Here is a 25,476-nt window from a genome sequence, read left to right on the forward strand (position 1 = left end):
CCCGGGTGCGGCACTCTGCTGCATTCTTTCATCCTTGCAGTCCTTGGCAAGTTGCCCGGGTCACAGCGCGCCGCACCCTCCGGCCGTGTGGTTTCCGGAGCCGGGCGCAGGGGTAGCGTTGGATGCATGGGAAAGCTGCTGGATTCCGTGGATGCCAAGGCGCTGCGCTTTGCCATCGGGTTCCCCGTCGCGCTCGCCGCCGCCTTCGCCTTCTGCGCCTGGCTGCTCCGCCCCGACCTTCCGGACCCGCTCGCGGTGCGCTGGACGGACGACGGCGGTGCCGCCTTTGCCCCGTTCGGCGCCTACGTGGGTACAGGGGCGGGGGCGATTGTCATTGCCGGCTGGCTGGTCCTGCTGCAGGCGGTTCCCCTGGGCAGGCCCGTGCTGATGCGCCGGATCATGATGGGTACCGGATTCTTCCTCAGCCTCTTCATCACCTCGGCCCTCGCGGCGGGCCTCATCGGCCAGGTGGGTCTCGCTGACGCCCGGCAGTCACGCGTGGACATGACCGTGCTGGCGCTCGGGAGCGGCGCTGCGGTGTCCCTGGGCGTCACCATGGCCATGGTCTACAAGGCTGACCGGCAGTGGTCCCATGACGACGACCGGGCCCTGCAAACAGCCATCGCCAAGGAGACAGATCCGGATCTCGCCCTGGACACGATCCGCTTGTGGGTGCATGCCCGTAGCTCGGTCTTCGTCATGATCGGCATCGCATCACTCTTCCCGGCGGCGCTCCTGGCCCTTGTGGTGCCGTGGCTGGGGATACTGCTGGTCCTCCTGGCCGCCGGCAGCGCGGCATTCCTGTTCGCCCGCGTCAAGGCCGACCGCAGTGGCCTGCGGGTCCTGTTGGCCGGAGTGGTACCGGTTATGGATGTTCCCGCCGGAGCCATCTCCGCCGCCAGCGCAGCAGAGGTGAGGGCCGCGGATTACGGCGGATGGGGCTACCGGCACCACCGCGGCACCGCGGCCATGCTGGTCAGCAGCGGGCCCGCCGTCGTGGTGCGCAAGACGGACGGACAGCGTTTGGCCGTGAGCGGCGGCAGCCAGGCTTCGGCGGCGCGGCTGGCCGATGTCCTGACCCGGGTGGCGGCCAGGGCACGGCGCGGGGGCGGCCCGCCGGCGCCCACGGGGCAGCCCGAATCCTGACGCCGGGGCAGTCCGAGTATCCTTATCGGTGTTGTTCCGGCCCCCGGGCCGGCCTGCCAGCCCACCGAACCGAACGGATTTTGCTCGTGACAACTTCCCCTGCCTTCCCGCGGGTCCACATCGCCACCGACCACGCCGGCATGGAGCTCAGCGCCCACCTGGTGTCCCATCTGACAGGCAAGGGTTACGAGGTGGTGGACCACGGGCCCAAAGTCTACGACGCCCAGGACGATTACCCGTCGTTCTGCATCAACGCCGCCCTCGCCGTAGTCGCAGACCAGCAGGCAGGCGTGCATGCGCTGGGCATCGTGCTGGGCGGTTCCGGCAACGGCGAGCAGATTGCGGCGAACAAGGTCAAGGGTGTTCGGGCCGCCCTGGCATGGAACCTTTCCACTGCCACCCTGGCCCGCGAGCACAACGACGCGAATGTCGTCGCTGTGGGCGGACGCCAGCACTCAGTGGAGGAAGCCACCGAACTGATCGAGGCATTCTTGGCCGAGCCGTTCAGCAACGACGAGCGCCATGTCCGCCGGATCGGCAAGATCGCAGCCTACGAGGCCACGGGCGAGGTCATCGAGTAGTGCCTGAGGGACATTCGGTCCGCAGGCTCGCCCGGCAGTTCGGCGACGTCTTCCTCGGTGAAACCCTCGCCATCTCCAGTCCCCAGGGCCGGTTCAGCGGGGGAGCGGCCCTGCTGGACGGCCACACGCTGGTCTCTGCGGAGGCGCACGGCAAGCACCTCTTCCTGCACTTCGACCACTCGCTGGTGCTGCATGTCCACCTGGGTCTGTACGGCGCCTGGAGCTTCGGCGGCGACAGTACCTTCGCCGGCGCGTCCAGCATTGGGGCGCCGCGTCGGGTGGGGGAGCGGGAAGCTTTCGCTGACGGGGACGACGACGGCGGCGCAGCGTACGAAGGTCCGCCGCCACCGGTGGGGGCAGTCCGCGTCCGGCTGGCCGGGAGCCACGGCTGGGCGGACCTGCGCGGGGCAACCACGTGCGAAACCATCACCGCCGAGGAGACCGATGCCGTCCTTGCCCGGCTCGGGCCGGATCCGCTGCGGAACCTTCGCGGGGACGCAGGCCGGTTCGCTGCTAACCTTCGCGCCCGGAAGACGCCGCTGGCAGCGATGCTCATGGACCAGAAGATCATTGCCGGGGTTGGCAACGTCTACCGCGCCGAAGTGCTGTTCCGGCGCCGGCTGGATCCGTGGCTTCCCGGCGCGGCGCTCCCGGACAGCGATGCCCGGAAGCTGTGGCGCGACGTCGTCACCGTCATGGCCGACGGCGTCACCGACGGGCGGATCATCACCACGCCGCCAAAGTACTGGACCCTCAACGGCACCACAGCGGCCAAGACCGCCGCAGCGGGGAATCCTGTGCCGCCCAAGGGGGCACACTTCCCTGCCCGCGAGGACGTCCACTTCGTCTACAAGCGGCAGGGCCTTCCCTGCCGGGTGTGCCGGACCATCGTGCTCGTCACCGACCTCGTGGGCCGGAACCTCTACTGGTGCCCTTCCTGCCAGCAGCCGCAGGCATAGGAGGCAAACGCAAAAGGACCCCTCAACTGAGGGGTCCTTTTGTTTGGAGGGGACGACGGGAATCGAACCCGCGTAATCAGTTTGGAAGACTGAGGCTTTACCATTAAGCTACGTCCCCGAAGGAAGATCCGTTTTTCGCGGAAACTCCGGGCTGGCTGTTGAAGCCGGATACAACTAAACCTAATCCATGGCCTACGTGTCAAATGTGCATTCGCGACGTGTATCACCGTAGACTTGCCTGTGCACTTACGGGGTGTAGCTCAGCTTGGCTAGAGCGCCTGCTTTGGGAGCAGGAAGTCGCAGGTTCAAATCCTGTCACCCCGACTCTGCGGCCAGGACCAGCAGGCCTGGACATCCATTGCGTTTGCAGAAACCCATCCCACAACCCAGGAGTACTTAGACCGTGAAGAGCGCTGTCGAGAACCTCACCCCCACGCGGGTCAAGCTCAATGTTGAGGTCCCCTTTGAGGAACTGAAGCCCAGCATCGACTCGGCTTACAAGACCGTTGCGTCGCAGATCCAGGTCCCCGGGTTCCGCAAGGGCAAGGTTCCCGCCAAGCTCATCGACCAGCGCGTCGGCCGCGGCTACGTCCTGGAGACCGCCATCAACGACGGCCTTAACGGCTGGTACCAGGCTGCCGTGCAGGAATCCGGCATCCGCCCCCTGAGCCGTCCCGAGGTGGAGATCACCGAGGTGCCCGATCCCTCCGCAACCGACGGCGGCCTCAAGTTCGCCGCCGAGGTTGACGTGCGCCCCGAGATTGAACTCCCGGACTACGCCGGCATCGAGGTCCAGGTGGCCGCTGCGGAATCCTCCGAGGCTGACGTTGACAAGGCACTGGACGAGCTTCGCGGCCGCTTCGGTACGCTCAAGTCCGTTGACCGCCCCGCTGCCGACGGCGACTTCCTGACCATCGACATCACCGCCACGATCGACGGCGAAGAAGTCGACTCCGCTGCGGGCCTGTCCTACCAGGTGGGTGCCGGCACCATGCTCGAGGGCATGGACGAGGCCGTGACCGGCCTCAGCGCCGACGAAGACGCCATCTTCGACACCACCCTGGTTGGCGGCGACCACGCCGGCGAAGCCGCCCAGGTCAAGGTCGTCGTGAAGGCTGTCAAGGAACGCGAACTGCCCGAGGCGAACGATGACTTCGCCCAGCTGGCCTCCGAATTCGACACCCTCGCCGAGCTCCGCGAGGACCTCGCCAAGCAGGCTGCCGACTCCAAGATCGTCGAGCAGGGCGTCGAAGCCCGCGACAAGGTCCTGGACAAGCTCGTCGAGCTGGTTGAGGTTCCCGTTCCGGACTCTGTGGTCGAAGAGCAGCTCGAAGCCCACTTCCAGGAGGGCAACGGCCACGGAGACGGTGAGCACGACACCGAAGAGCACCGCGAAGAGGTCCGCGCCAACACGGCCCGCGCCTTCCAGAACGAAATCATCCTTGACGCCATCGCGGAGAAGGAAGAAGTCAACGTCAGCCAGAACGAGCTGATCGACTACATCGTCACCACCGCCAGCCAGTACGGCATGGACCCCAACCAGTTCGCCCAGATCATTGATCAGAGCGGCCAGGTCCCCATGATGGTTTCCGAGGTCCGCCGCCGCAAGGCACTGGCCGTCGTCCTCGGCCAGGCCACGGTTACCGACACCGACGGCAAGGCTGTCGACCTGAGCGACTTCGTCCGCCCCGGCGGCGAGGAAGCTCCGGCTGCGGAAGCCGCTGACGCTGACGCCACCGAAGCGGTCGAGGGCGAAGCTGCCGAGGCAGAGGAAACCACCGCCGAGGCCAAGGCATAGTCCTTCCCTTTCGCAGCGAACGGCCCCTGGATCCTTGAGATCCGGGGGCCGTTCGCGTTGGGCCGAAAAGTGGGGCGTGCGCGCGCTGTTCGCGGATCGTGCGCCGTCAGCGAACAGCAGTGAGTGCGCGAACAAATCATCCGTGAAACCGGTTAGTGTCCAAGTAGTGATTTTCAGTGATGTCACCGTCACCAGTGAGAGGTAAATAAACATGTCACAGCACTCAGAGGCACCCCGGATGGCGACCGTCGATCCTGCAGCCCAGGACAACTACATTTACAACCGCCTCCTCAAGGAGCGGATCATCTGGCTGGGCTCGGAGGTGCGTGACGACAACGCCAACGCCATCTGCTCGCAGCTGCTGCTGTTGTCCGCCGAGAATCCTGAAAAGGACGTCTACCTCTACATCAACTCGCCCGGCGGTTCCGTCACGGCAGGCATGGCCATCTACGACACCATGCAGTTCATCCCCAACGACGTCGTCACCGTGGCCACCGGCCTGGCAGCCTCCATGGGCCAGTTCCTGCTGTCCTCCGGCACCAAGGGCAAGCGCTACGCCACCCCGAACGCACGCGTCCTCATGCACCAGCCCTCCGGCGGCATCGGCGGCACGGCCTCGGACATCAAGATCCAGGCCGAGCTCATCCTGCACATGAAGAAGGTCATGGCGGAACTGACGGCCGAGCAGACCGGCCAGACCGTAGAGACCATCCTCAAGGACAACGACCGCGACAAGTGGTTCACCGCCACCGAAGCCCTCGAATACGGCTTCTTCGACAAGATCGCCGCACACGCCGGCTCGGTCTCCGGCGGCGGCGGAACGTCCAACTCCTCCTCCGGCGAATCAGCCTCGCAGAACTAACCGGCATCCAGAACCCCTTCGATCAGGAGCAAACACAATGAACTACAACTTTGGGTGGTCCGCCGGGAATCTTCCGTCCAGCCGCTACGTCCTGCCTCAGTTCGAGGAACGCACACCCTACGGCTTCAAGCGCCAGGACCCGTACACCAAGCTCTTCGAGGACCGCATCATCTTCCTCGGCGTGCAGGTGGACGACGCGTCCGCTGACGACATCATGGCCCAGCTGCTGGTCCTGGAGTCCACCGACCCGGACCGCGACATCACCCTGTACATCAACTCTCCCGGCGGCTCGTTCACGGCCATGACGGCCATCTACGACACCATGCAGTACATCCGCCCCGAGATTCAGACGGTCTGCCTGGGCCAGGCCGCCAGCGCCGCCGCCGTGCTGCTGGCAGCCGGTACCCCCGGCAAGCGGCTCGCCCTGCCCAACGCCCGCGTCCTGATCCACCAGCCGGCGCTGTCCGGCGGCCAGGGTGGCCAGGCGTCCGACCTGGAGATCCAGGCTGCAGAGGTCATGCGGATGCGCTCCTGGCTGGAGGACACCCTCGCCCACCACTCCGGACGCACGTCGGAGCAGGTCAACAACGACATCGAGCGCGACAAGATCCTCACGGCAGGTGAAGCGCAGGCCTACGGCCTCATCGACCAGGTGCTTGATTCCCGCAAGATCAAACCCCAGGCGATCACTCGGTAACAGTCCGGAAAGCCGGTGCAGGCCATGTTCATTTGGCCGCACCGGCCTTTTCATTCCACCCTTGGCGTCGAATGTGACCTAGAGTGGAAGATGTCACAAACCGGTCCCCGCTGGCCGGGAACGATTTTTCAGCAATGGCGCAGGGCTGCCTGGCAGCAGGATACTAAGGGGTTCACATATGGCTCGGATTGGCGAGAGCACTGATCTGCTGAAGTGCTCTTTCTGCGGAAAGAGCCAGAAGCAGGTCCGCAAGCTCATTGCCGGGCCCGGTGTCTACATCTGCGATGAATGCATCGAGTTGTGCAACGAAATCATTGAAGAGGAACTCGCCGAGGTCGCGGACCTCGGCAGCTTCGAACTTCCCAAGCCGCGGGAGATCTTCGACTTCCTGCAGGAATACGTCATTGGCCAGGAGCCCGCCAAGCGTTCCCTCGCCGTCGCGGTCTACAACCACTACAAGCGCATCCAGGCAGGCCATGCGCCCAAGTCAGGCAGCCTTGGTGACGCCGGGCACCATGACGACGTCGAAATCGCCAAATCGAACATCCTCCTTATCGGGCCCACCGGCTGCGGCAAGACCTACCTTGCGCAGACACTGGCCCGGCGCCTGAACGTCCCGTTCGCCGTGGCGGACGCCACCGCGCTCACCGAGGCCGGCTATGTCGGCGAAGACGTGGAAAACATCCTCCTTAAGCTGATCCAGGCTGCGGACTACGACGTCAAGAAGGCTGAGCAGGGCATCATCTATATCGACGAGATCGACAAAATCTCGCGTAAGAGCGAAAACCCTTCCATTACCCGGGACGTGTCCGGCGAAGGAGTCCAGCAGGCCCTCCTGAAAATCCTGGAGGGCACGGTGGCATCGGTGCCGCCGCAGGGCGGCCGGAAGCATCCGCACCAGGAGTTCATCCAGATCGACACCACGAACGTCCTGTTCATCGTGGCCGGTGCGTTTGCCGGGCTGGAAGAGATCATCGGCTCCCGTTCAGGGCGCAAGGGCATTGGTTTCGGTGCCCCGCTCAACGAGGCCAGCAAGAAGGTTGACTCCTATGGGGAGGTCATGCCGGAGGACCTGCTGAAGTTCGGCCTGATCCCCGAATTCATCGGCAGGCTTCCCGTGATCACCACGGTCTCCAACCTGGACCGGGACGCCCTGATCCAGATCCTTTCCACCCCGAAGAACGCCCTGGTGAAGCAATACCAGAAGATGTTCCAGATCGATGGCGTGGAGCTGGTGTTCGACGACACCGCCCTGGACGCCATCGCCGAGCAGGCCCTTGAGCGCGGGACCGGTGCCCGCGGCCTGCGCGCCATCCTGGAGGAAGTCCTTCTTCCGGTGATGTTCGATCTGCCCAGCCGTGAGGATGTCGCCAGCGTGGTCATCACCGAAGACGTGGTGCTGCGGGGCGCTGAACCCACCCTGATTCCGCACGCTGCCAAGCGCCGCAAGTCTGCCTGACCGAGAGGACCCCGTGACTGCACCCGTCAAGAACAAAGCCGATTTCTGGTTCGACCCCCTGTGCCCCTTCGCGTGGGTTACGTCCCGATGGATCGGTGAGGTGGAAGCCGTCCGTAATATCGAGACCGAATGGCACGTGATGAGCCTGGCCGTCCTGAACGAGGGCCGCGATCTTGATCCGGCTTACCGGGAGTCCATGGACAACGCCTGGGGCATGGTCCGTGTGATTATTGCCGCCCGTGAAGAGCATGGCCCCCAGGTCATCAAGCCGCTGTACGACGCCATGGGAACCCTGATTCACGACCGTGGCGAGAAGGACCGGCCGGCAGTCATTGCCAAGGCACTCGCCGAGTGCGGGCTCCCGGAGTCCCTGGCTGACGCCGCAAACACTGATGCTTATGATGCCCAGCTGCGGGCCAGCCATGAGGAAGGCATTTCCCTGGTGGGCCAGGACGTCGGCACCCCGGTGGTCGCCTTCAACGGAACAGCGTTTTTCGGACCCGTCCTGACCCGTATTCCCCGTGGCGAGGTGGCCGGGACGCTGTGGGACGCTACCACCGCGATCGCCGGCTACCCGCACTTCTTCGAGTTGAAGCGCAGCCGGACGGAAAGCCCCGAGTTCGACTAAGGGCTTGCCTGCTGCACACCAAGGGCCCTGGGGGAACTACATCACAGTAGTTCCCCCGGGGCCCTTGCACTTGGACCGGTGCGGGAGAACAATAGTTTTTACCCACTTCGAAAGAGGCGGGACGCAGGAACCAAAGATTCAGTGATATGCAATTTCGACGCAGCCATCGGCGAAGTCGAATGCAAGCTACCAGTGACGGTGTAGTAAGACCTGGAAACTCAGCGGATCCTGCCAGACCATTGGAAACGTCACCAGATGGCCGAAAAAGTCGAAGCCCCACCAACGGCAAAACGCTGATGGGGCTTCCCCTTTGCCCTGGAACGGGCCGGACGTCAGGCCTTGGCGGGCTCGTCGCTTGCGGCCAGGGCTACGTCGGTGACCGCAAGGTCCCCGCCACCCACCACCAAGGTAATTTCCCGGGCGTTTGATGCAGCCTTCAGATCCGCCAGTCCGGCCTGCAGCTGCGCCGTGACGGCCTCCCCGGCGGTAATCGTGGCGGACAGCACCTCCGTGCGCTGCTTGACCTTCGCCTCGGATTTGGCCTTGCGGACACCACTGAGGGCAATCCCCACGGTTGAAAGCATGGTGGTGTCACCGCCTGGGATCTCCAGCGCCGAAGGCCAAGCGGCACGGTGCACGGACCCGGTCCGCCACCAGCTCCAGACTTCCTCGGTGGCGAACGGGAGGAAGGGAGCAAAGAGCCGGAGCAGGGCGTCCAGCGTGGTGGCCAAGGCGGCCAGTACCGATGCCTGCTCCGCTTCACCGGCTGCACCGTAGGCGCGGTCCTTGATCAGTTCCACGTAGTCGTCCGTGAACTGCCAAAAGAATGATTCCGTGAGCTGCAGGGCGCGGGCGTAGTCGTAGTTCTCGAACGCCTTGGTGGACTGGGCAACGACGTCGGCCAGCTGGGCCAGCAGTGCCCGGTCCAGGGGGTTGGTAAGGACGGACAAGTCGCCGGAGAGCACGGAGTTCTCGGTGGCTCCGAGGTTCAGCACGAACTTGGAGGCGTTCAGCAGCTTGATGGCCAGCCGCCGGCCGATCTTCATCTGCGCGATCTCGTAGGCGGTGTCGGCCCCGAGCCGCGCCGAAGCAGCCCAGTAACGGACGGCATCCGAGCCGTACTCATTGAGCACATCGGTGGGTACCACCACGTTGCCCTTGGACTTGGACATCTTCTTGCGGTCCGGGTCCAGGATCCAGCCGGAAATGGCCGCGTGCTTCCACGGCGCACTCTTCTGGAGGGCGTCGGCGCGGACCGCGGAGGAGAAGAGCCAGGTGCGGATGATGTCGTGGCCCTGGGGGCGGAGGTCGAACGGGTACACCTTCGCGAAGAGGTCCTCGTCCCGGCTCCAGCCACCCACGATCTGCGGGGTCAGGGATGACGTGGCCCACGTGTCCAGGACGTCGGCATCCCCGGTGAATCCGTTGGGCTGGTCGCGCTGCGTTTCCTCGAAGCCGGGGGCGGCGTCCGCCGCCGGGTCGACGGGGAGCATCCCGTCGGAGGGGATGATGGGGTTGTCGTAGTCGGGGTTGCCGTGGCCGTCCAGCGGGTACCAGACGGGGATGGGCACGCCGAAGAAGCGCTGCCGGGAGACCAGCCAGTCGCCGTTCAGGCCGGCGATCCAGTTCTCGTAGCGGGAGCGCATGAAGGACGGGTGGAAATCGATCTCCTTGCCGCGGCCGATCAGGCGTTCGCGGCGGTCCTCATCCCGGCCGCCGTTGCGGATGTACCACTGGCGGGAGGTCACCACTTCCAGCGGCTTGTCGCCCTTTTCGAAGAAGTTCACCGGGTGGGTGATCTTCTTCGGTTCGCCGTCCAGCAGGTCGGCGTCCTTGAGCAGTTCCACCACGGCTTCCTTCGCGGAGAAAGCGGTCTTGCCGGCAATGGCGGCGTACGCTTCCTTGCCGGCCTCGCTGGTGATCCACTCGGGGGTCTCGGCGATGATGCGGCCGTCACGGCCCATGATGGCGCGGGTGGGCAGCTGCAGTTCGCGCCACCACGTGACGTCGGTCAGGTCGCCGAAGGTACACACCATGGCGATACCCGAGCCCTTGTCAGCCTTGGCCAGCGGGTGGGCTTTGACTTCCAGCTCGACGCCGAACAGCGGCGACGTCACGGTCTTGCCGAACAGCGGCTGGTACCGCTCGTCGTCGGGATTTGCCACGAGGGCGGCGCAAGCAGCCAGCAGTTCCGGACGGGTGGTCTCGATGAAGATCTTTTCACCGTCTTCGGTGAAGAAGGGGTAGCGGTAGTACGCCCCCGGTACCTCGCGGTCTTCCAGTTCCGCCTGGGCCACGGCCGTGCGGAACGTCACGTCCCAGAGAGTGGGGGCTTCGGCCATGTAAGCATCCCCGGCGGCGAGGTTGGCCAGGAAGGCGCGCTGCGACACGGCGCGGGAGGTGTCATCGATGGTGCGGTAGGTCAGGTCCCAGTCGACAGACAAGCCCAGGGTCTGGAACAGGTTCTCGAAGACCTTCTCGTCCTCCACGGCGAGCTCTTCGCAGAGCTCGATGAAGTTCTGGCGGGACACGACGTCGAAATCGCGCTGGTTCTTGGCGGGCTGGGCCGGCGGCCGGTAGTCGGCGTTGTAAGGGATGGCAGGGTCGCACCGCACGCCGTAGTAGTTCTGCACGCGGCGCTCGGTGGGCAGGCCGTTGTCGTCCCAACCCATGGGGTAGAAGACATTTTTGCCCGTCATGCGCATGTACCGGGCCTGCACGTCCGTCTGGGTGAAGGAGAACATATGCCCCACATGCAGGGACCCCGACGCGGTGGGCGGGGGAGTGTCGATCGAGTAGACCTGCTCCCGGGTGGTGTCGGGGTTGAATTTGTAGGTTCCTTCGGACAACCAGCGCTGGGTGAGCGCGGCTTCGAGGCCTTCGAGGGCCGGCTTGTCCGGAACGTTGATGGGGGCGGTGGTGGGCGTGTCTGTACCCTGCGTGTCTTCAGCCATTGGGCAATTCTTTCATGCCCGCTTCGATCCCACCCAACCAGCCTGGGGCTGCCCGGCCGGCACCGTTCTCCGGGGCCGCTCCCGGACGTGCGGAACCGCGCCCCTGGCCCTGCTTAGAGTACGTTCGGGGACGTCCTGCCGCCCTGTCCCGTTAGGGTTGTGCCATGACTGAGGACTTGCAGAAAAAGGCAGCACTGGTGACCGGCGCGAGCAGCGGAATCGGGGAAGCGGCTGTCCGCGCCCTGCGCGAGGACGGCTGGACGGTTTTCGCCGTCGCCCGCCGGGCAGACCGGCTCGCCACCCTGGCAGGGGAGACGGGCGCCGTCGCGATCGCTGCCGATATCGCAGAGGACGACGACGTGTCCCGGCTTCTGGCCCAGGTCACCGAAGCAGGCGGCATCGACACGCTCATCAACATTGCCGGTGGCGCCCGCGGAGCGGACAAGGTGGGAGACGCCAGCACGGCCGACTGGGAGTGGATGTTCCGGGTCAACGTCCTGGGAACGATGAAGCTCACCCGCGCCTTCCTGCCGATGCTCCGTGCCACCGGGCACGGAACCGTGCTGAACCTGACGTCCACGGCCGGGCTGGATGCCTATGAGGGCGGCGGCGGCTACAACGCCGCCAAGTTCGGCCAGCACGCCCTGACAAATGCCCTCCGCCTGGAGGAAGCGGAACACAACCTCCGCGTCATCGAGGTTGCGCCTGGCTTGGTGCAAACGGAGGAATTCGCGCTGAACCGCCTCGGCGATGCGCAGGCCGCCGGGAAGGTCTACCAAGGGGTGGAGAAGCCGCTGACTGCCGCGGATGTGGCAGATGTGGTCCGTTACGCCGTCTCCGCCCCGCACCACGTCAACCTGGACCAGATCGTTATCCGGCCCGTGGCGCAGGCCGCAACGCACAAATTGATCAGGAAGGGCTAGGAGCCCCTGATGTGCAGGGTTGCCACCACCGCCGCGTGGTCGGTGCCCGGAACCCGTTCGACTGAATAGTTCGAGCCCCTGATGTCGGGGCTGGTCACCAGGTGGTCCAGGGTGACCCCGGGCAGCCGGTAGTCGCGCATCGGCCACGTGGGAACGAGCCTCATTCCAAGGGAGGCGGCGACGTCCACGAGGCTGCGGGTGCCATCGGTCCCGGCCAGCAGCGAGCGGAATTCGTGATGGTCATAAGTCGCGTTGAAGTCTCCGGCCAGCAGCAGGGGACCGGTGCCGTTGTCCACCCTTCCTGCGGCCGCGAGGTCCACGCGCCACTGCTGGACGGCGTCGCCCACGGGTGCCAAGGTATGGACGGCCACCACCTGCACGTCAGTTCCGCTGCCACCGCCCAGCATGAGGCGGGCCACGGGCATGGTGAATTGCGTGCCGCGGAGCACGCCGGTTTCCCGGAGCTTATAGGAGGAGTAGATGGCCGCGCCACCTGCGCCCTCCCTGGCATGGGCAACCCGGTGGGGGAGCAACTGGTCCAGTCCAGCCTCGGTAAGCTTCCTTTCCAGCGCCGGTGTGTATTCCTCCACGGCCAGCAGGTCCACGCGCCGGTCCCGGACCATCCCCACGATGCTGGCTGCGTCCGCACCGCCCAACTCCGCGTTAATGGTCATGGCAACCAGCGGGACCGCCGTGGCTTCGGCGGCAGGTTCCCTGACGTCCAGCGGAAAAATCCACAGCAGCTGGCATCCCAGCAGGACGGCTGCCACAACCTGCTGCCAGCGGCGCCGGCCCGCGAAGGCCAGGGCAAGTGCGGCAACGCCCGGGGCCGCGAGCCAAGGTGTGAAGGCCACCAGCTGCACCGCAAGCACCGGCCAGTCGGCGGGCACGGCACGGACAGCTGAAACCGCGGCCACCGGCAGGGCCACGGGAAGGAACAGCCACCGGCACACCGCAGCCGCGCGTGCGGCCGGGGACGGACGCTTCGTTGCTGCCATGGGGCGAGTCTAGGCAATCCGTCCGCCGCGGTCAGCCCTCCGGGGGCAGTTCCTGCGGTGGGGCGCACGCAGCGTGCCTTCGCCCCCGGTTCCGGAATGGCACTGGACGCGCCGGAAATAGTAGACTGGCCACTGGCTATGACCCGGCAATCACCGGTGAGCTTCCGGAAGAACCCGCGGCTGCCCGTCCAGGGCGGCTGCGTCAGTAGAACCGGACGGGTAAGCCCGTCACAGCAGTTAACGAGAGGCCGGTGCGGCGCCCGTTCCGCGAGGGACACGCAGTGCCGGTAAGTGAGGTGGTACCGCGGTGAGCGTGCAGTCCCAGGGCGGCACGGACGCCGTCCTCGCATCCTGAACGGAACAGCCGGCCCGCGCCGGAGGTTCACCGCGCCCAACCCAGGATGTCGAACATGACGTTTTACCCCAAGGCCTCAGCTTCCAGCACCCCAGCCAGCGGCAATGCCGGCGTTTCCGCCTCCGTGAAGTTCCCGGAGATCGAAGAGCGCATCCTGAAATACTGGGACCAGGACGGAACTTTCCAGGCCAGCATCGACCAGCGCAGCGCCGACGCCCCCGGCGGCGAGCCCGGCAGCAACGAATTCGTGTTCTACGACGGCCCGCCGTTCGCCAACGGCCTGCCCCACTACGGCCACCTCCTCACCGGGTACGCCAAGGACCTGGTGGGCCGCTACCAGACCCAGCGCGGCAAGCGCGTCGAGCGCCGGTTCGGCTGGGATACCCACGGCCTGCCGGCTGAGCTCGAAGCCATGAAGCAGTTGGGCATGACGGACAAGACCCAGATCGAAGCCATGGGCATCGACAAGTTCAACGACGCCTGCCGGGCCTCCGTCATGAAGTACGCCGATGAATGGCGCAGTTACGTCACCCGCCAGGCACGCTGGGTTGACTTCGACAACGACTACAAGACCCTGAACGTCGAGTACATGGAGTCGGTCCTCTGGGCCTTCAAGCAGCTGCACGACAAGGGGCTGACCTACAACGGCTACCGCGTCCTGCCGTATTGCTGGAAGGACGAGACGCCGCTGTCCAACCACGAGCTGCGCATGGACGACGACGTCTACAAGAACCGCCAGGACCAGACGGTCACCGTCACTTTCCCCATCCTCGCCGGCGAATCCGACCTGTCCCGGCAGCTCGACGGCGTCCAGGCCCTCGCCTGGACCACCACGCCCTGGACGCTGCCCACCAACGCCGCGCTCGCCGTCGGCCCCTCGATCACCTACGCGGTGCTGCCGACCGGACCCAACGGCGTCAAGGCCGCCTCGGCCGACGCCCCGGTAGCGGGCAGCTTCCTGCTGGCGGCCGACCTGCTGGGCAACTACGCGAAGGACCTCGGATACGACAGCTTCGAGGACGCTGAAGCTGCAGTCGTGTCCACCCACCTCGGCGCTGAACTGGAGGGCCTCGCGTACCGGCGGCTCTGGGATGACTTCGCCGACAACGAAAAATACGGCATGGAGAATGCCTGGCGGTTCCTGGTGGCCGATTACGTCACCACAACGGACGGTACCGGCATCGTGCACCAGGCTCCGGCCTACGGCGAAGATGACCAGAAGGTCTGCGAGGAAGCCGGCATCCCGGTGGTGCTCTCCGTCGACGAGGGCGCAAAGTTCCTGCCCCTGTTCAAGCACGGCGACCTCCACGACATCGCCGGGCTGCAGGTCTTCGAGGCCAACAAGCCCATCACGCAGGTGCTCCGCGCCCAGGGCCGGCTGGTCCGCCAGGCAAGCTACGAGCACAGTTACCCGCACTGCTGGCGCTGCCGCAACCCGCTGATATACCGCGCCGTGTCCTCCTGGTACGTCGAGGTCACCAAGTTCAAGGACCGGATGTCCGAACTGAACCAGGAGATCAACTGGATCCCCGGCAACGTCAAGGACGGCCAGTTCGGCAAGTGGCTGGACAACGCCCGCGACTGGTCCATCAGCCGCAACCGCTTCTGGGGCAGCCCCATCCCGGTGTGGCAGTCCACGGATCCCGAATACCCGCGCACCGACGTGTACGGATCCCTTGCCGAACTGGAAGCTGACTTTGGCCGGCTGCCGCTGAACAAGGATGGCCAGGTGGACCTCCACCGGCCGTTCATCGACGAACTCACCCGGCCGAACCCGGACGACCCCCGCACCCCGGAAGAGGGCCAGTCCGTGATGCGCCGCGTCGAAGACGTCCTGGACGTCTGGTTCGACTCCGGCTCCATGCCCTACGGCCAGGTCCACTACCCGTTCGAGAACGAAGCCTGGTTCAACACGCACAACCCGGCTGACTTCATCGTGGAGTACATCGGCCAGACCCGCGGCTGGTTCTACATGCTGCACATCCTTTCCACCGCGCTGTTTGACCGCCCGGCGTTCCGGAACGTCATCAGCCACGGCATCGTGCTGGGCTCCGACGGGCAGAAGATGTCCAAGAGCCTGCGTAACTACCCGGACGTCTCCGAGGTCCTGGACCGCGATGGCTCCGACGCCATGCGCTGGTTCCTGATGTCCAGCCCCATCCTCCGCGGCGGCAACCTGATCGTCACCGAACAAGGCATCCGCGACGGCGTCCGCCAGGTCATCCTGCCGCTCTGGAACGTCTACAGCTTCTTCACCCTGTACACCAACGCCGCAAACGGGGGTGAAGGCTACGACGCGCAACTCCGCTACGACGGCTACGCCGACACCCTGGACCAGTACCTGCTGGCCAACACCGGCGACCTGGTCCGGAACATGACCGCGCAGCTGGACTCGTACGACATCTCCGGTGCCTGCGACTCGCTGCGCAGCTACCTGGACATGCTCACCAACTGGTACGTACGCCGCAGCCGGCAACGGTTCTTTGATGAGGACAAGGACGCCTTCGATGCCCTGTACACGGCCCTTGAGACGGTCACCCGGGCGGCGGCGTCGCTGCTGCCGCTGGTGTCCGAGGAGATCTGGCGCGGCCTGACCGGCGGCCGGTCCGTGCACCTGGCCGACTGGCCGGACGCGGGCCTCTTCCCCGCAAACCCCTCCCTCGTCGAAGCCATGGACCGCGTCCAGCAGATCTGCTCCACCGGTTCCTCGCTCCGCAAGGCGGCCAACCTGCGTGTCCGGCTGCCCCTGCAGGAGCTCACCGTGGTGGCACCCGGTGCCGGCGCGCTGGACGGCTTCGCCGCCGTCGTCGCCGATGAACTCAACCTGCGTTCAGTCCGCCTGCTCGACGCCGAAAGCGCCTCCCCGGAGGAATTCGGCATCCAGCAGAAACTGGTGGTCAACGCCCGCGCCGCGGGTCCGCGGCTGGGCAAGAACGTCCAGGCTGCCATCAAGGGCGCCAAATCCGGCGACTGGTCGGTTGACGACGACGGAGTGGTGACCGCTGGCGGCCTGCCGCTGGAGCCCCAGGAGTACACCCTGGAGACCGTCGTGGCGGATTCCGACGGCGGTGTCGGCGGCTCCAAGGCCGTGGCCGTCCTCCCCGGCGGCGGCTTCGTGGTGCTCAACACCAAGGTAACGCCCGAACTCGAGGCTGAAGGTCTGGCCCGCGACATGGTCCGCGCCATCCAGCAGGCCCGCAAGGACGCCGGGCTCAACGTCAGCGATCGGATCCGCACCACGGTCACCGCCGCGCAGAACGTCGTGGCCGCCCTGCTGGCGAACGCTGAACTGGTCAAGGGCGAGACCCTGACCGTAGACCTGGCTGCTGAACCGGCAGACGTGGACGAACCCGCCGTCGTGGTGGAAAAAGTGGAGGCCTAGGACATGACCGACGAATTTTCGGTGGAAAGCGTCTACGCCGAGCTGCTGGGCAGGGCACCGGAAAACAAGATGGAGCCGCGCCTGGCTCCGCTGTTCCGCGCCATGGACGTGCTCGGCGAACCCAACAAAGCGTTCCCGATCATCCACGTGACGGGAACCAACGGCAAGACCTCCACGTCAAGGATGATCGAGTCCGTGCTCCGTGCCCACGGCCTGAGTACGGGACGTTACACCAGCCCGCACCTGTCCAAGGTCACCGAGCGGATCAGCATCGACGGCCATCCCGTGCCTGATGAAACCTTTGTGAGGATCTGGGACGAGATCCGGCCCTACCTGCAGATCGTGGATTCGGAACTCGAAGCCGAGGGCCAGCCGCGGCTGACGTACTTCGAATGCCTCACCATCCTGGGCTTTGCCATCTTCGCTGACCAGCCCGTCAACGTTGCCGTCATCGAGGTGGGACTGGGCGGCATCACCGATGCCACGAACGTCGGGGACGGGCAGGTCTCGGTAGTTACCCCGATCTCCCTGGACCACACCGACCTGCTCGGTGACACCACGGAGGACATCGCCCGCGAAAAGGCGGGCATCATCAAGCCAGGCGGCTACCTCATCAGCGCCGCGCAGCCTATCGATGCTGCCCAAGTGCTGCTGGAGAAGGCCAAGGAAGTGGACGTGCCCTTCCGCTTCGAGGGCGTGGAGTTCGGCGTCGAGTCACGCACGGTGGCCGTGGGCGGCCAGATGGTCACCATCCAGGGCATCGCCGGGCGCTACCCGGACCTGCTGGTACCGCTGCACGGGTCCCACCAGGCCCAAAACGCCGCCGTGGCGGTCGCCGCGCTGGAGGCGTTCTTTGGCGGCGGGAAAGAACTCGACTTCGAGGTCCTGCAGGAAGGCTTCGCGGCAGTGACCTCCCCCGGCCGCCTGGAAGTAGTGCGCACTGCGCCCACCATCATCGTGGACGCCGCACACAACCCGGACGGCATCAAGGCTTCCGCCGCCGCCTTGCAGGAAGCATTCACCTTCACCAAGCTGGTTCCGGTGGTGGGCGTGCTCAAGGAGAAGGACGCCGAGGAGATCCTGCGCGAACTCAAGGAGTCCCTGGGCGGCCTGGCGGACGAGTACTGCTTCACCCAGTCCAACTCGCCGCGCGCCGTGCCGGCAACCGAACTCGCCGAGCTCGCCATTGACCTTGGCTTCGGCGAAGACAAGGTGCACATCGCCGAGAAACTGGACGACGCACTGGAGTGGGCCGTGGAGCGGGCCGAAGCCAACGACGACCTCTCCGGCGCCGTCCTGGTCACGGGCTCCATCACCCTGGTGGCCGAGGCCCGGATCCTGCTCGGGAAGACTGAGGCGTAGTCCATGGCCAGGCTTACAAAAGCTCAGCGCGAGTGGCGCCCCGGGATGCCAAAGAAGCGCCGCTCCACCAAGGTCATGTTTGCCTCCACGGTGCTGCTGCTCGAAGCGTTCGTCATCTTCTTCGCCACCTTGGTGGTGTTCGGCCTGCGCCGCGGCGAGTTCCCGCCCGCCCTCATCCTGGGCGTGGGCCTTGCCCTCAGCGCCGTCATGGTGGTGGCCTGTGCGGTCCTCAACAGGCCATGGGGCGTGGCGCTCGGGTGGATCCTGCAGGTCATCCTGGTCTTGACCGGCATTTTTGAACCGGCCATGTTCCTGGTGGGGGCCTTGTTCGCCATCGCCTGGTGGTACGGGATCCGCACCGGCATCCGGCTTGACCGGGAAGCCGGGCAGCGCGCGCGTGAGCAAGCTGAATGGGAAGCCTCCCACCCGGACCAGGCCGCCGGGCCCGCCCAGCCATAGTCCCCGTAGACTTGACCCGAAACCCCACCCAACCCATTGGAGCAGTTGTGACTACAGAGCGCACCCTCGTCCTGATCAAGCCCGACGGCGTCGCCCGTAACCTGACCGGCGCCATCCTGGCCCGGATCGAAGCCAAAGGCTACAGCCTTGTTGAGCTGAAAAAGGTTGACGCCACCCGCGAACTGCTGGAGCAGCACTACGAAGAGCATGTGGGCAAGCCGTTCTACGAGCCGCTGGTGGAATTCATGCTCAGCGGCCCGGTCGTGGCGGCCATCTTTGAAGGCCACCGCGTCATCGAGGGCTTCCGCTCACTGGCCGGCACCACCGATCCCACGACGGCGGCGCCGGGCACCATCCGCGGCGACTTCGGCCGTGACTGGGGCCTGAAGGTCCAGCAGAACCTGGTGCACGGCTCGGACTCCACCGAATCCGCCGAGCGCGAGATCAAGATCTGGTTCCAGGGCTGACACGTCCCTGAACAGCAAGAAGCCCTTGGTTCCTTTGAACCAAGGGCTTCTGTTGTCTGCGGCCTAGAAGCCGGAGGTACCCGCGAACACCTGGATAAACGCGAAGAAAATCGTTGCGATAACGGCAACATAAAGCAACACCGTGATGATCCAGCCGGAGTCACCCAGGATGCGGGCCGCCCGTGCAGGCACGGGAATGACGCCTGCCGTGATGTTCCTGATGGTGGTCCAGACGAACAGCGGAATCATGGCCGACCACACGATCATGCACAACGGGCAGAGGATGTGGATGGAGTAGAGGGCCTGGGACCACAGCCACACCACAAACGCGAACCCAAGGGTGACGCCCGCCTGCAGGCCAACCCAGTACCAGCGCGCGAAAGTGGCACCGGACAGCAGTGCCATGCCGACCGTAATGATGATGGCGAACGCCACGATGCCGATGAACATGTTGGGGAAGCCGAACAGGGAGCTCTGCCAGGTTTGCATCACCTGGCCACACGAGATCCAGGGATTCACATCGCACACGGTGGTGTGGTTGGGGTCCTTGAGTACTTCGAGCTTCTCCAAAACGAGGGTTCCGGAGGCGAGCCACCCCACGATTCCGGTGATGACCAGCAGCCAGCCAAAGGGCCGGTTCCGGGTCATCAGGGGAAGGTTGTCGGCAGCACTGGTGTGCGGCTCGACGGCGCGGTCACTGCCGCGGGCGCTGACGGGGGAGATGCTGGGCATGGGTGTGGCGTCCTTTTCATCCGGTGCTCCTGTGCCTGATTCTAACGCCGGTGGCTGGTCCCGCCATCCAGGAAAGGCAACGGGAGTGTGGGCTTCCGCGGCGATCCAGCCCGGGTGTGAGAGAATGGACGTGGCTGGAAGCCGATCCACATTCGGACTCCGGTCCGGTGGTTTGTTCCCAAGACCGCCAATGATGAGCAGGGCAGGCTTCGGAATTCTCCGGCACTCCCGCGACTCCATTGAGCGGCACCTGGTTGTGGCACGCAGAACAACGGGTTTCAGAACATCCACCGGCTCCTGTGGGCTGCCGCACCCCAATGCCGGTGCGAACCTGGGAGCATCCACTTGACTTCTGTCAACGCCTGCGGGTTTTGACAATATGTGCCCCAATGGGTGCCGGATGTGGCGGTACGTCAGGGGCAGGAGTGTTGCCACATATGGACAATGATCGAGAACTGGCCGTTAACGACGAAGCTGTGGCCACGGAGGCCGCTGCTGCACCGAAGAGGGCCCCGCGCACCCGGCGCAAGGCGGCACCCAAAGCTGCCGAAGCCGTGAGTACGGAGGAGGCCACAGCGCCGGAAGCACCCGCGGATGCCCCGGTGGAAGAAGCCGCCGCCGAGAAGAAGGCCCCGGCCCGCCGCACCCGCGCCCGGAAGAAGGCCGACGCGGCCGAACCCCTGCCGGCGTTCGCCGATGACCTTGGATCCGCCGCCGTCGGCGACGTTCCCGTTGTTGAGCTGTCCGCAGCGGCGCCGGCTGAGGAGGCCCTGCCGGCCGACCCCGCGCCGGACACTGCGGCGGACGTCGAAACAAAGCCTGTGCGCCGCCGTCGGGTAGCCACCCGCAAAGCTGCTTCCCCCACCCCGGCCCCGGAAACGGCAGCGCCGGCCGACCCTGCCGCCGCTCCGGCAGGGCAGGACGCGGTTGAAGAGGCCGTAACCGAAGAAACCCCCGTTCCGGCCACGGAAACAGCCGCTGGCCCGGGCGCAGTCCAGGAGGTCCCGCAGGAGGCGGCGCAGGCACAGGAGCCCGCCGCCGCAGCTGCACCTCCCGAGGCCGAAAGCGACGCCGCGTCCGCCGCGGCAGCAAGCCCCTTTGGTTCGCTGTTCCTGGAACCCGGCTCCGCCACGTCTGTCCTCTTCCAGGCGCCGGACCTGAGCACTGTGGTCCGCCCGGCGACGCCCGCCGCGGAAGAAACCGATGAGGAAGAAGCCGACGAAGCGGACGACTCCGCCAGCCGCCGCCGGCGCCGCAGCCGTGGCCGCCGCGGCCGCAGCCGCATTGGTGACCGGACGGACGAGGATGCCGAGGGCGGCAGCGGTGACGAGGACGCCGGGGACGAAGCGGACGACGACGCCACTGGGCCGCTGGAAGACGGCGTGACCTCGCGCCGTCGCCGTCGCCGCCGCCGCGGTGACCAGGACCTTGAGCTGACCGGCGGCGGGGATGACGATCCGCCCAATACTGTGACCCGTGTCCGTGCGCCGCGTACGGTCACCGAAGCGCCGGTGAACAACCGCGTCACCAGTGTTAAGGGCTCCACCCGCCTTGAGGCCAAGAAGCAGCGCCGCCGCGAGTCCCGCGACACGGGCCGCCGCCGCACCGTGATCACCGAAGCCGAGTTCCTGGCCCGCCGTGAGTCCGTGGACCGGCAGATGATCGTCCGGCAGCGTGACGACAGAATCCAGATCGGCGTCCTCGAAGACGGCGTGCTGGCCGAGCATTTCGTGTCCAAAACCCAGCAGGACTCGCTGATCGGCAACGTGTACCTGGGCAAGGTCCAGAACGTGCTGCCGTCCATGGAAGCGGCGTTCGTCGACATCGGGCGCGGCCGCAACGCCGTGCTGTATGCCGGCGAGGTTAATTGGGAAGCCGTCAACCTCGAAGGCAAGCAGCGCCGCATCGAAAACGCGCTCAAGTCCGGCGACACCGTCCTGGTCCAGGTCACCAAGGACCCCGTGGGCCACAAGGGCGCACGCCTCACCAGCCAGATCTCCCTGCCCGGACGCTACCTTGTGTACGTGCCCGGCGGTTCCATGACGGGCATCTCCCGCAAGCTGCCCGACGTCGAACGCAACCGCCTCAAGCGCATCCTCAAGGACCGCCTCCCCGAACACGCCGGTGTCATTGTCCGCACCGCGGCCGAGGGCGCGTCCGAGGAAGAACTGACCCACGACATCAACCGCCTCCGTGCGCAATGGGAAGGCATCGAGAGCCAGTCCAGCTCCACCAAGGTCCTTGCTCCCGAACTGCTGTACGGCGAACCGGACCTGACCATCAAGGTGGTCCGCGACGTCTTCAACGAGGACTTCTCCAAGCTCATCGTCTCCGGCGAGGAAGCCTGGGACACCATCGAGGCTTACGTCACCTACGTGGCCCCGGACTTGGTGGGACGCCTCGAGAAGTGGACCAAGGACCAGGACATCTTCTCCGCCTGGCGCATTGATGAGCAGATCCACAAGGCGCTCGAGCGCAAGGTGTTCCTGCCCTCGGGCGGCTCCCTGGTCATCGACCGCACCGAAGCCATGACCGTGGTGGACGTCAACACGGGCAAGTTCACCGGCAGCGGCGGCAACCTCGAGGAAACCGTCACCAAGAACAACCTCGAAGCTGCCGAGGAAGTGGTGCGCCAGCTGAGGCTGCGCGACATCGGCGGCATCATCGTGATCGACTTCATCGACATGGTGCTCGAATCCAACCGCGACCTCGTCCTGCGCCGGCTCGTCGAGTGCCTGGGCCGCGACCGGACCAAGCACCAGGTTGCCGAGGTCACGTCCCTGGGCCTGGTCCAGATGACCCGAAAGCGCATGGGCACCGGCTTGCTGGAAGTCTTCGGCGAGCAGTGCGAGGCGTGCGCCGGACGAGGCGTGGTGACCCACGACGATCCCGTGGAGCACCGCCGCGCCAACATCGTGGCCGCCGAACACCACGTCCAGCGGGCCGACAACCGCCCCGACACCCGCGTGGAGGTCCGTGGAGATGCCAACCGCCCCGAAGGGCAGCGGGCAGACGCCGGACAGCCAGGCGTGCGCCCCGAGCGGAAGCGCCGCCGGGGACGCGGCGGCCAGCAGGCCGAGACGGTAGCGGCACCGGCAGTGCATGTGCACACCGTCCAGCCGGATGCCGCCGACGCCGAGCGGCACGCCAAGGCCGAGGCCACCCGGCTTGCCCTGGCGAACATCGCTGCAGCCGCCCACGCGGCGCACCTGCACGACGACGAGCTGGCAGCCGCCCGGCACGCGCCGGCAGAGCAGGCTACGGCCCAGCCGGCGCCGGTCCAGCCCGCTCCGGACGCTGACGCTGAGGGGGAGAAGCACGACGCCGATACGCACGGGCGTCCCGCAGCAGTCCTGACGTTCGGTGGCGAGAAAGTCCCGCTCCCGTTCGTGGAGCACGCGGAGGAGCAGCACCCCCAGCCCGCCCTGACCCTGGACCGGCTCGCGGAAGCATTCGCGCACCTCGGCCAGCCGGCATCCGCCGTCCAGGCCGCGCCGGTGAACGCCGCAGCCGCCGAGCCGGCCACGGAACAGGCCGCGCAGGAGCGCCGGCCGCAGGGCGGCGAAGCCCGGGCACACGCAGGGGAAGCACCGGCTGAGAAGGACTACTCCGATCACACGCTGGAGCAGACCAGGCAGCGCAGGCCGCGCCGCCACCGGGCGGCCAGCCGTGCCCAGGGTGCCGCGAACGAAACCGCCGTCGAGCACCATGAGAACGTCCAGGCCGCCACCACCGGGCACTCGCACGCTGCCAAGGCCCCTAAACCCGCGCAGCAGCAGACGGCAGTGCCGGCTGATGCCGGCAAGCGGTCAGAGGGACCGATCATCCTGGGTGTCGGGGTGCCGGCTTCGGAGCTTTAAGACGCCACGAAGGTTGCCAGGGAAGTCCCCGCCGCGTGGACCATTCCCCCTTGTATGTCGGGGGGAACAGTCCATACGGCGGGGACTTCCTGCATTCGGCGGCTGTCACCTTTACCGTGGCCGCACGCCACCGGCTAGGCTGGGAAACCGACACGGGGTGCCGCGCAGAAGGCCGGCTGAGATCCACACCCGTTGAACCTGTCCGGCTAGTACCGGCGAAGGGATGTCTGTTGTCTTCGACCCTCTCCATGCCCCTGCCAGCTGCTTCCACTGCTACGTCCGGGATCCCGGCGGGGCGGGAGGTACCACGCGTCCTCTCCATCGCGGGCTCCGATCCATCCGGCGGCGCAGGAATCCAGGCGGACCTCAAAAGCATTGCAGCGCACGGCGGCTACGGCATGGCCGCCATCACCGCACTCACCGCCCAGAACACCCGCGGCGTTGTGGCCGTCCACGTTCCGCCGGCTGCATTCCTGGCCCAGCAGCTTGACGCCGTCAGCGACGACATCACCATCGACGCCGTCAAGATCGGGATGCTCGGTGACGAAGCGGTGATCCGCACCGTCCGCCAATGGCTCGAGAAGGTGCGTCCCGCCGTCGTGGTCCTGGACCCGGTAATGGTGGCCACCAGCGGCGACCGGCTGCTGAAGGAATCCGCCGAAGCCGCCCTGCGCGAGCTGCTGCCCCTTGCCCACCTCATCACCCCCAACCTGCCGGAACTGGCCATGCTGGTGGGCGAAGAGCCTGCGGGGGACTGGGGCGCCGCCCTGGAGCAGGGCAGGCGCCTGGCGGATGCCACCGGGGCCACGGTCCTGGTCAAGGGCGGACACCTGTCAGGCGAGGGCTGCCCGGACGCGCTTGTGAACACCGTCGGCGTGCTGGCCCGTGACGTCGTCGAAGTGCCTGGCACCCGCATCAACACCCGGAACAGCCACGGCACGGGCTGTTCGCTGTCTTCCGCCATGGCAACGGTCCAGGCCCGGCTGGGCGACTGGGAGGCGTCACTGCGGACGGTCAAGCCGTGGCTGGCCGGAGCGCTTGAGGAGTCCGGCAAGCTCGAGGTTGGCCAGGGGAGCGGACCCGTACACCACTTCCACCATGTTCGGCCCCAGTTCCGGGAAGGCGGCTTCGCTGCCCGGCTTTGGGCCGAAGCCCGGCAGGACCTGGCTGACATCTACGCCCTGGACTTCATTCACGGTCTGGTCTCGGGCGAACTGGCCGAGAAAGACTTTGCCTACTACCTCGCCCAGGACGCCCAGTACCTCAACGGCTACTCACGGGTCCTCGCCCGGGCCAGCGCCCTGGCCCCCACCGAGGCGGAGCAGCTGTTCTGGGCAGGGTCGGCACGGCAGTGCCTGGAAGTGGAGTCGGAACTGCACCGCTCATGGCTCAGCACCCGGCCGTCACAGACGGGCCTCGGACCCGTGACCAAGTCCTACGTTGACCACCTCACTGCCGTGTCGGCGTCGGGCAGCTATGCGGTCCTTGCCGCCGCCGTCCTGCCCTGCTTCTGGCTCTACGCCGAGGTTGGCCGGACACTGCACGCCCAGTTCCTCGCCGCGGGCGAACCGGACGGGCACGCCTACGCTGCCTGGCTCCGCACCTACGCCGACGAGGGCTTCGCAGAGGCCACCCGGCAGGCCATCGCCATCGTGGACACGGCCGGCCGGAAGGCCTCCGACCACGAACAGGCCGCCATGCTGACGGCGTTTAAACAGTCCTGCCGGCTTGAAGTGGAATTCTTCGACGCGCCGCGCATCCACTCCTGACGTCCTGCGGCGGCGACGCGGCTACAATGGATACGCACGGTTGCGGCGCTGCATGCCGGGTTGTGGTTACTATCACAGCCGGCCC

18 protein-coding genes, 2 tRNA genes and 1 riboswitch are annotated in these 25,476 nt (G+C 66.3%); of the genes, 16 read left to right on the plus strand and 4 right to left on the minus strand.

Annotated features, from left to right (window positions below; genetic code table 11):
* Positions 1-126: 126 nt before the first annotated feature.
* The 3 genes from QRN53_RS04415 (at position 127) to QRN53_RS04425 (ending at position 2,686) form a co-directional block, all read left to right on the plus strand.
* On the plus strand, positions 127-1,146 hold the full coding sequence (locus QRN53_RS04415) for a hypothetical protein (RefSeq protein ID WP_285242812.1): 1,020 nt from the start codon (positions 127-129) through the stop codon (positions 1,144-1,146).
* 86 nt (positions 1,147-1,232) lie between these two features.
* A complete protein-coding gene (locus tag QRN53_RS04420) occupies positions 1,233-1,727 on the plus strand; it encodes a ribose-5-phosphate isomerase (RefSeq protein WP_018761584.1) in 495 nt (164 codons plus the stop codon).
* Positions 1,727-2,686 (plus strand): Fpg/Nei family DNA glycosylase, encoded by a 960-nt coding sequence (locus tag QRN53_RS04425; protein ID WP_285242813.1) that lies wholly within the window; start codon positions 1,727-1,729, stop codon positions 2,684-2,686. The genes QRN53_RS04420 and QRN53_RS04425 overlap by 1 nt, the downstream gene beginning before the upstream one ends.
* A gap of 44 nt (positions 2,687-2,730) precedes the next feature.
* Here the strand turns inward: QRN53_RS04425 and QRN53_RS04430 are convergent.
* A tRNA-Gly gene (locus QRN53_RS04430) sits at positions 2,731-2,804 on the minus strand.
* 131 nt (positions 2,805-2,935) lie between these two features.
* On the opposite strand from QRN53_RS04430, the gene QRN53_RS04435 reads away from it, so the two are divergent.
* From QRN53_RS04435 to QRN53_RS04460, 6 genes are all read left to right on the plus strand, one after another.
* Positions 2,936-3,010: transfer RNA gene (locus tag QRN53_RS04435), tRNA-Pro, on the plus strand.
* Between the two features lie 79 nt (positions 3,011-3,089).
* Entirely contained in the window at positions 3,090-4,484 is a 1,395-nt protein-coding gene (tig, locus tag QRN53_RS04440) for a trigger factor (protein WP_285242814.1), read from the plus strand.
* A gap of 238 nt (positions 4,485-4,722) precedes the next feature.
* The gene (locus tag QRN53_RS04445) at positions 4,723-5,346 is read left to right on the plus strand and encodes an ATP-dependent Clp protease proteolytic subunit (RefSeq protein ID WP_285242836.1); all 624 of its coding nucleotides are present in this window, start codon (positions 4,723-4,725) and stop codon (positions 5,344-5,346) included.
* A gap of 37 nt (positions 5,347-5,383) precedes the next feature.
* Positions 5,384-6,043, plus strand: coding sequence for an ATP-dependent Clp protease proteolytic subunit (locus QRN53_RS04450; RefSeq protein WP_285242815.1), 660 nt, complete (start codon positions 5,384-5,386; stop codon positions 6,041-6,043).
* Between the two features lie 178 nt (positions 6,044-6,221).
* Positions 6,222-7,502: an ATP-dependent Clp protease ATP-binding subunit ClpX gene (clpX, locus tag QRN53_RS04455; protein WP_018761579.1), complete on the plus strand. Its 1,281-nt coding sequence runs from the start codon at positions 6,222-6,224 to the stop codon at positions 7,500-7,502.
* Between the two features lie 13 nt (positions 7,503-7,515).
* Positions 7,516-8,130, plus strand: coding sequence for a mycothiol-dependent nitroreductase Rv2466c family protein (locus QRN53_RS04460; protein ID WP_285242816.1), 615 nt, complete (start codon positions 7,516-7,518; stop codon positions 8,128-8,130).
* A 332-nt stretch (positions 8,131-8,462) separates the two neighbouring features.
* Here the strand turns inward: QRN53_RS04460 and valS are convergent, their stop codons facing one another.
* Complete coding sequence (gene valS / locus QRN53_RS04465; protein WP_285242817.1) at positions 8,463-11,084, minus strand: valine--tRNA ligase; 2,622 nt, start codon at positions 11,082-11,084, stop codon at positions 8,463-8,465.
* 164 nt (positions 11,085-11,248) lie between these two features.
* Here valS and QRN53_RS04470 point away from each other — a divergent pair, with 164 nt between their 5' ends.
* Positions 11,249-12,007, plus strand: coding sequence for an SDR family oxidoreductase (locus tag QRN53_RS04470; protein WP_285242818.1), 759 nt, complete (start codon positions 11,249-11,251; stop codon positions 12,005-12,007).
* Here QRN53_RS04470 and QRN53_RS04475 read toward each other — a convergent pair.
* Positions 12,004-13,005: an endonuclease/exonuclease/phosphatase family protein gene (locus tag QRN53_RS04475; RefSeq protein ID WP_285242819.1), complete on the minus strand. Its 1,002-nt coding sequence runs from the start codon at positions 13,003-13,005 to the stop codon at positions 12,004-12,006. The genes QRN53_RS04470 and QRN53_RS04475 overlap by 4 nt on opposite strands.
* A 410-nt stretch (positions 13,006-13,415) precedes the next feature.
* Between QRN53_RS04475 and ileS the strand changes: the two genes are divergently transcribed.
* The 4 genes from ileS to ndk are packed head-to-tail and all read left to right on the plus strand — an operon-like array spanning position 13,416 to position 19,030.
* Positions 13,416-16,742, plus strand: a complete 3,327-nt coding sequence (gene ileS, locus QRN53_RS04480; protein WP_285242820.1) for an isoleucine--tRNA ligase — start codon at positions 13,416-13,418, stop codon at positions 16,740-16,742.
* A gap of 3 nt (positions 16,743-16,745) precedes the next feature.
* Positions 16,746-18,104: a bifunctional folylpolyglutamate synthase/dihydrofolate synthase gene (locus tag QRN53_RS04485; protein WP_285242821.1), complete on the plus strand. Its 1,359-nt coding sequence runs from the start codon at positions 16,746-16,748 to the stop codon at positions 18,102-18,104.
* Positions 18,105-18,107: 3 nt separating this feature from the next.
* On the plus strand, positions 18,108-18,563 hold the full coding sequence (locus QRN53_RS04490; RefSeq protein WP_285242822.1) for a DUF4233 domain-containing protein: 456 nt from the start codon (positions 18,108-18,110) through the stop codon (positions 18,561-18,563).
* A 47-nt stretch (positions 18,564-18,610) separates the two neighbouring features.
* Positions 18,611-19,030: a nucleoside-diphosphate kinase gene (gene ndk, locus QRN53_RS04495; protein WP_285242823.1), complete on the plus strand. Its 420-nt coding sequence runs from the start codon at positions 18,611-18,613 to the stop codon at positions 19,028-19,030.
* A gap of 63 nt (positions 19,031-19,093) precedes the next feature.
* On the opposite strand, the gene QRN53_RS04500 is transcribed toward ndk, so the two are convergent.
* Positions 19,094-19,762 carry a vitamin K epoxide reductase family protein gene (locus QRN53_RS04500; RefSeq protein WP_285242824.1) on the minus strand — a complete coding sequence of 223 codons (669 nt, stop codon included), beginning with the start codon at positions 19,760-19,762 and terminating at the stop codon, positions 19,094-19,096.
* A gap of 437 nt (positions 19,763-20,199) precedes the next feature.
* Here QRN53_RS04500 and QRN53_RS04505 point away from each other — a divergent pair, with 437 nt between their 5' ends.
* The gene (locus tag QRN53_RS04505) at positions 20,200-23,622 is read left to right on the plus strand and encodes an Rne/Rng family ribonuclease (protein ID WP_285242825.1); all 3,423 of its coding nucleotides are present in this window, start codon (positions 20,200-20,202) and stop codon (positions 23,620-23,622) included.
* Positions 23,623-23,765: 143 nt separating this feature from the next.
* Positions 23,766-23,863, plus strand: a riboswitch (TPP riboswitch).
* Between the two features lie 7 nt (positions 23,864-23,870).
* Positions 23,871-25,391, plus strand: coding sequence for a bifunctional hydroxymethylpyrimidine kinase/phosphomethylpyrimidine kinase (gene thiD, locus QRN53_RS04510; protein WP_285242837.1), 1,521 nt, complete (start codon positions 23,871-23,873; stop codon positions 25,389-25,391).
* The last annotated feature ends 85 nt before the right edge of the window (positions 25,392-25,476 follow it).

This window comes from Pseudarthrobacter sp. fls2-241-R2A-127, assembly GCF_030209355.1.
In the GTDB taxonomy this organism is placed as follows: domain Bacteria; phylum Actinomycetota; class Actinomycetes; order Actinomycetales; family Micrococcaceae; genus Arthrobacter.

Bases quoted from the DNA above. Each gene is read 5' to 3' on its own strand.
- thiD (WP_285242837.1), top strand. From the start codon at position 23,871: ATGCCCCTGCCAGCTGCTTCCACTGCTACGTCCGGGATCCCGGCGGGG.
- QRN53_RS04490 (WP_285242822.1), top strand. From the start codon at position 18,108: ATGGCCAGGCTTACAAAAGCTCAGCGCGAGTGGCGCCCCGGGATGCCA.
- QRN53_RS04505 (WP_285242825.1), top strand. From the start codon at position 20,200: ATGGACAATGATCGAGAACTGGCCGTTAACGACGAAGCTGTGGCCACG.
- QRN53_RS04485 (WP_285242821.1), top strand. From the start codon at position 16,746: ATGACCGACGAATTTTCGGTGGAAAGCGTCTACGCCGAGCTGCTGGGC.
- QRN53_RS04445 (WP_285242836.1), top strand. From the start codon at position 4,723: ATGGCGACCGTCGATCCTGCAGCCCAGGACAACTACATTTACAACCGC.
- clpX (WP_018761579.1), top strand. From the start codon at position 6,222: ATGGCTCGGATTGGCGAGAGCACTGATCTGCTGAAGTGCTCTTTCTGC.
- QRN53_RS04475 (WP_285242819.1), bottom strand. From the start codon at position 13,005: ATGGCAGCAACGAAGCGTCCGTCCCCGGCCGCACGCGCGGCTGCGGTG.
- ileS (WP_285242820.1), top strand. From the start codon at position 13,416: ATGACGTTTTACCCCAAGGCCTCAGCTTCCAGCACCCCAGCCAGCGGC.
- QRN53_RS04450 (WP_285242815.1), top strand. From the start codon at position 5,384: ATGAACTACAACTTTGGGTGGTCCGCCGGGAATCTTCCGTCCAGCCGC.
- valS (WP_285242817.1), bottom strand. From the start codon at position 11,084: ATGGCTGAAGACACGCAGGGTACAGACACGCCCACCACCGCCCCCATC.
- QRN53_RS04470 (WP_285242818.1), top strand. From the start codon at position 11,249: ATGACTGAGGACTTGCAGAAAAAGGCAGCACTGGTGACCGGCGCGAGC.
- QRN53_RS04415 (WP_285242812.1), top strand. From the start codon at position 127: ATGGGAAAGCTGCTGGATTCCGTGGATGCCAAGGCGCTGCGCTTTGCC.
- QRN53_RS04500 (WP_285242824.1), bottom strand. From the start codon at position 19,762: ATGCCCAGCATCTCCCCCGTCAGCGCCCGCGGCAGTGACCGCGCCGTC.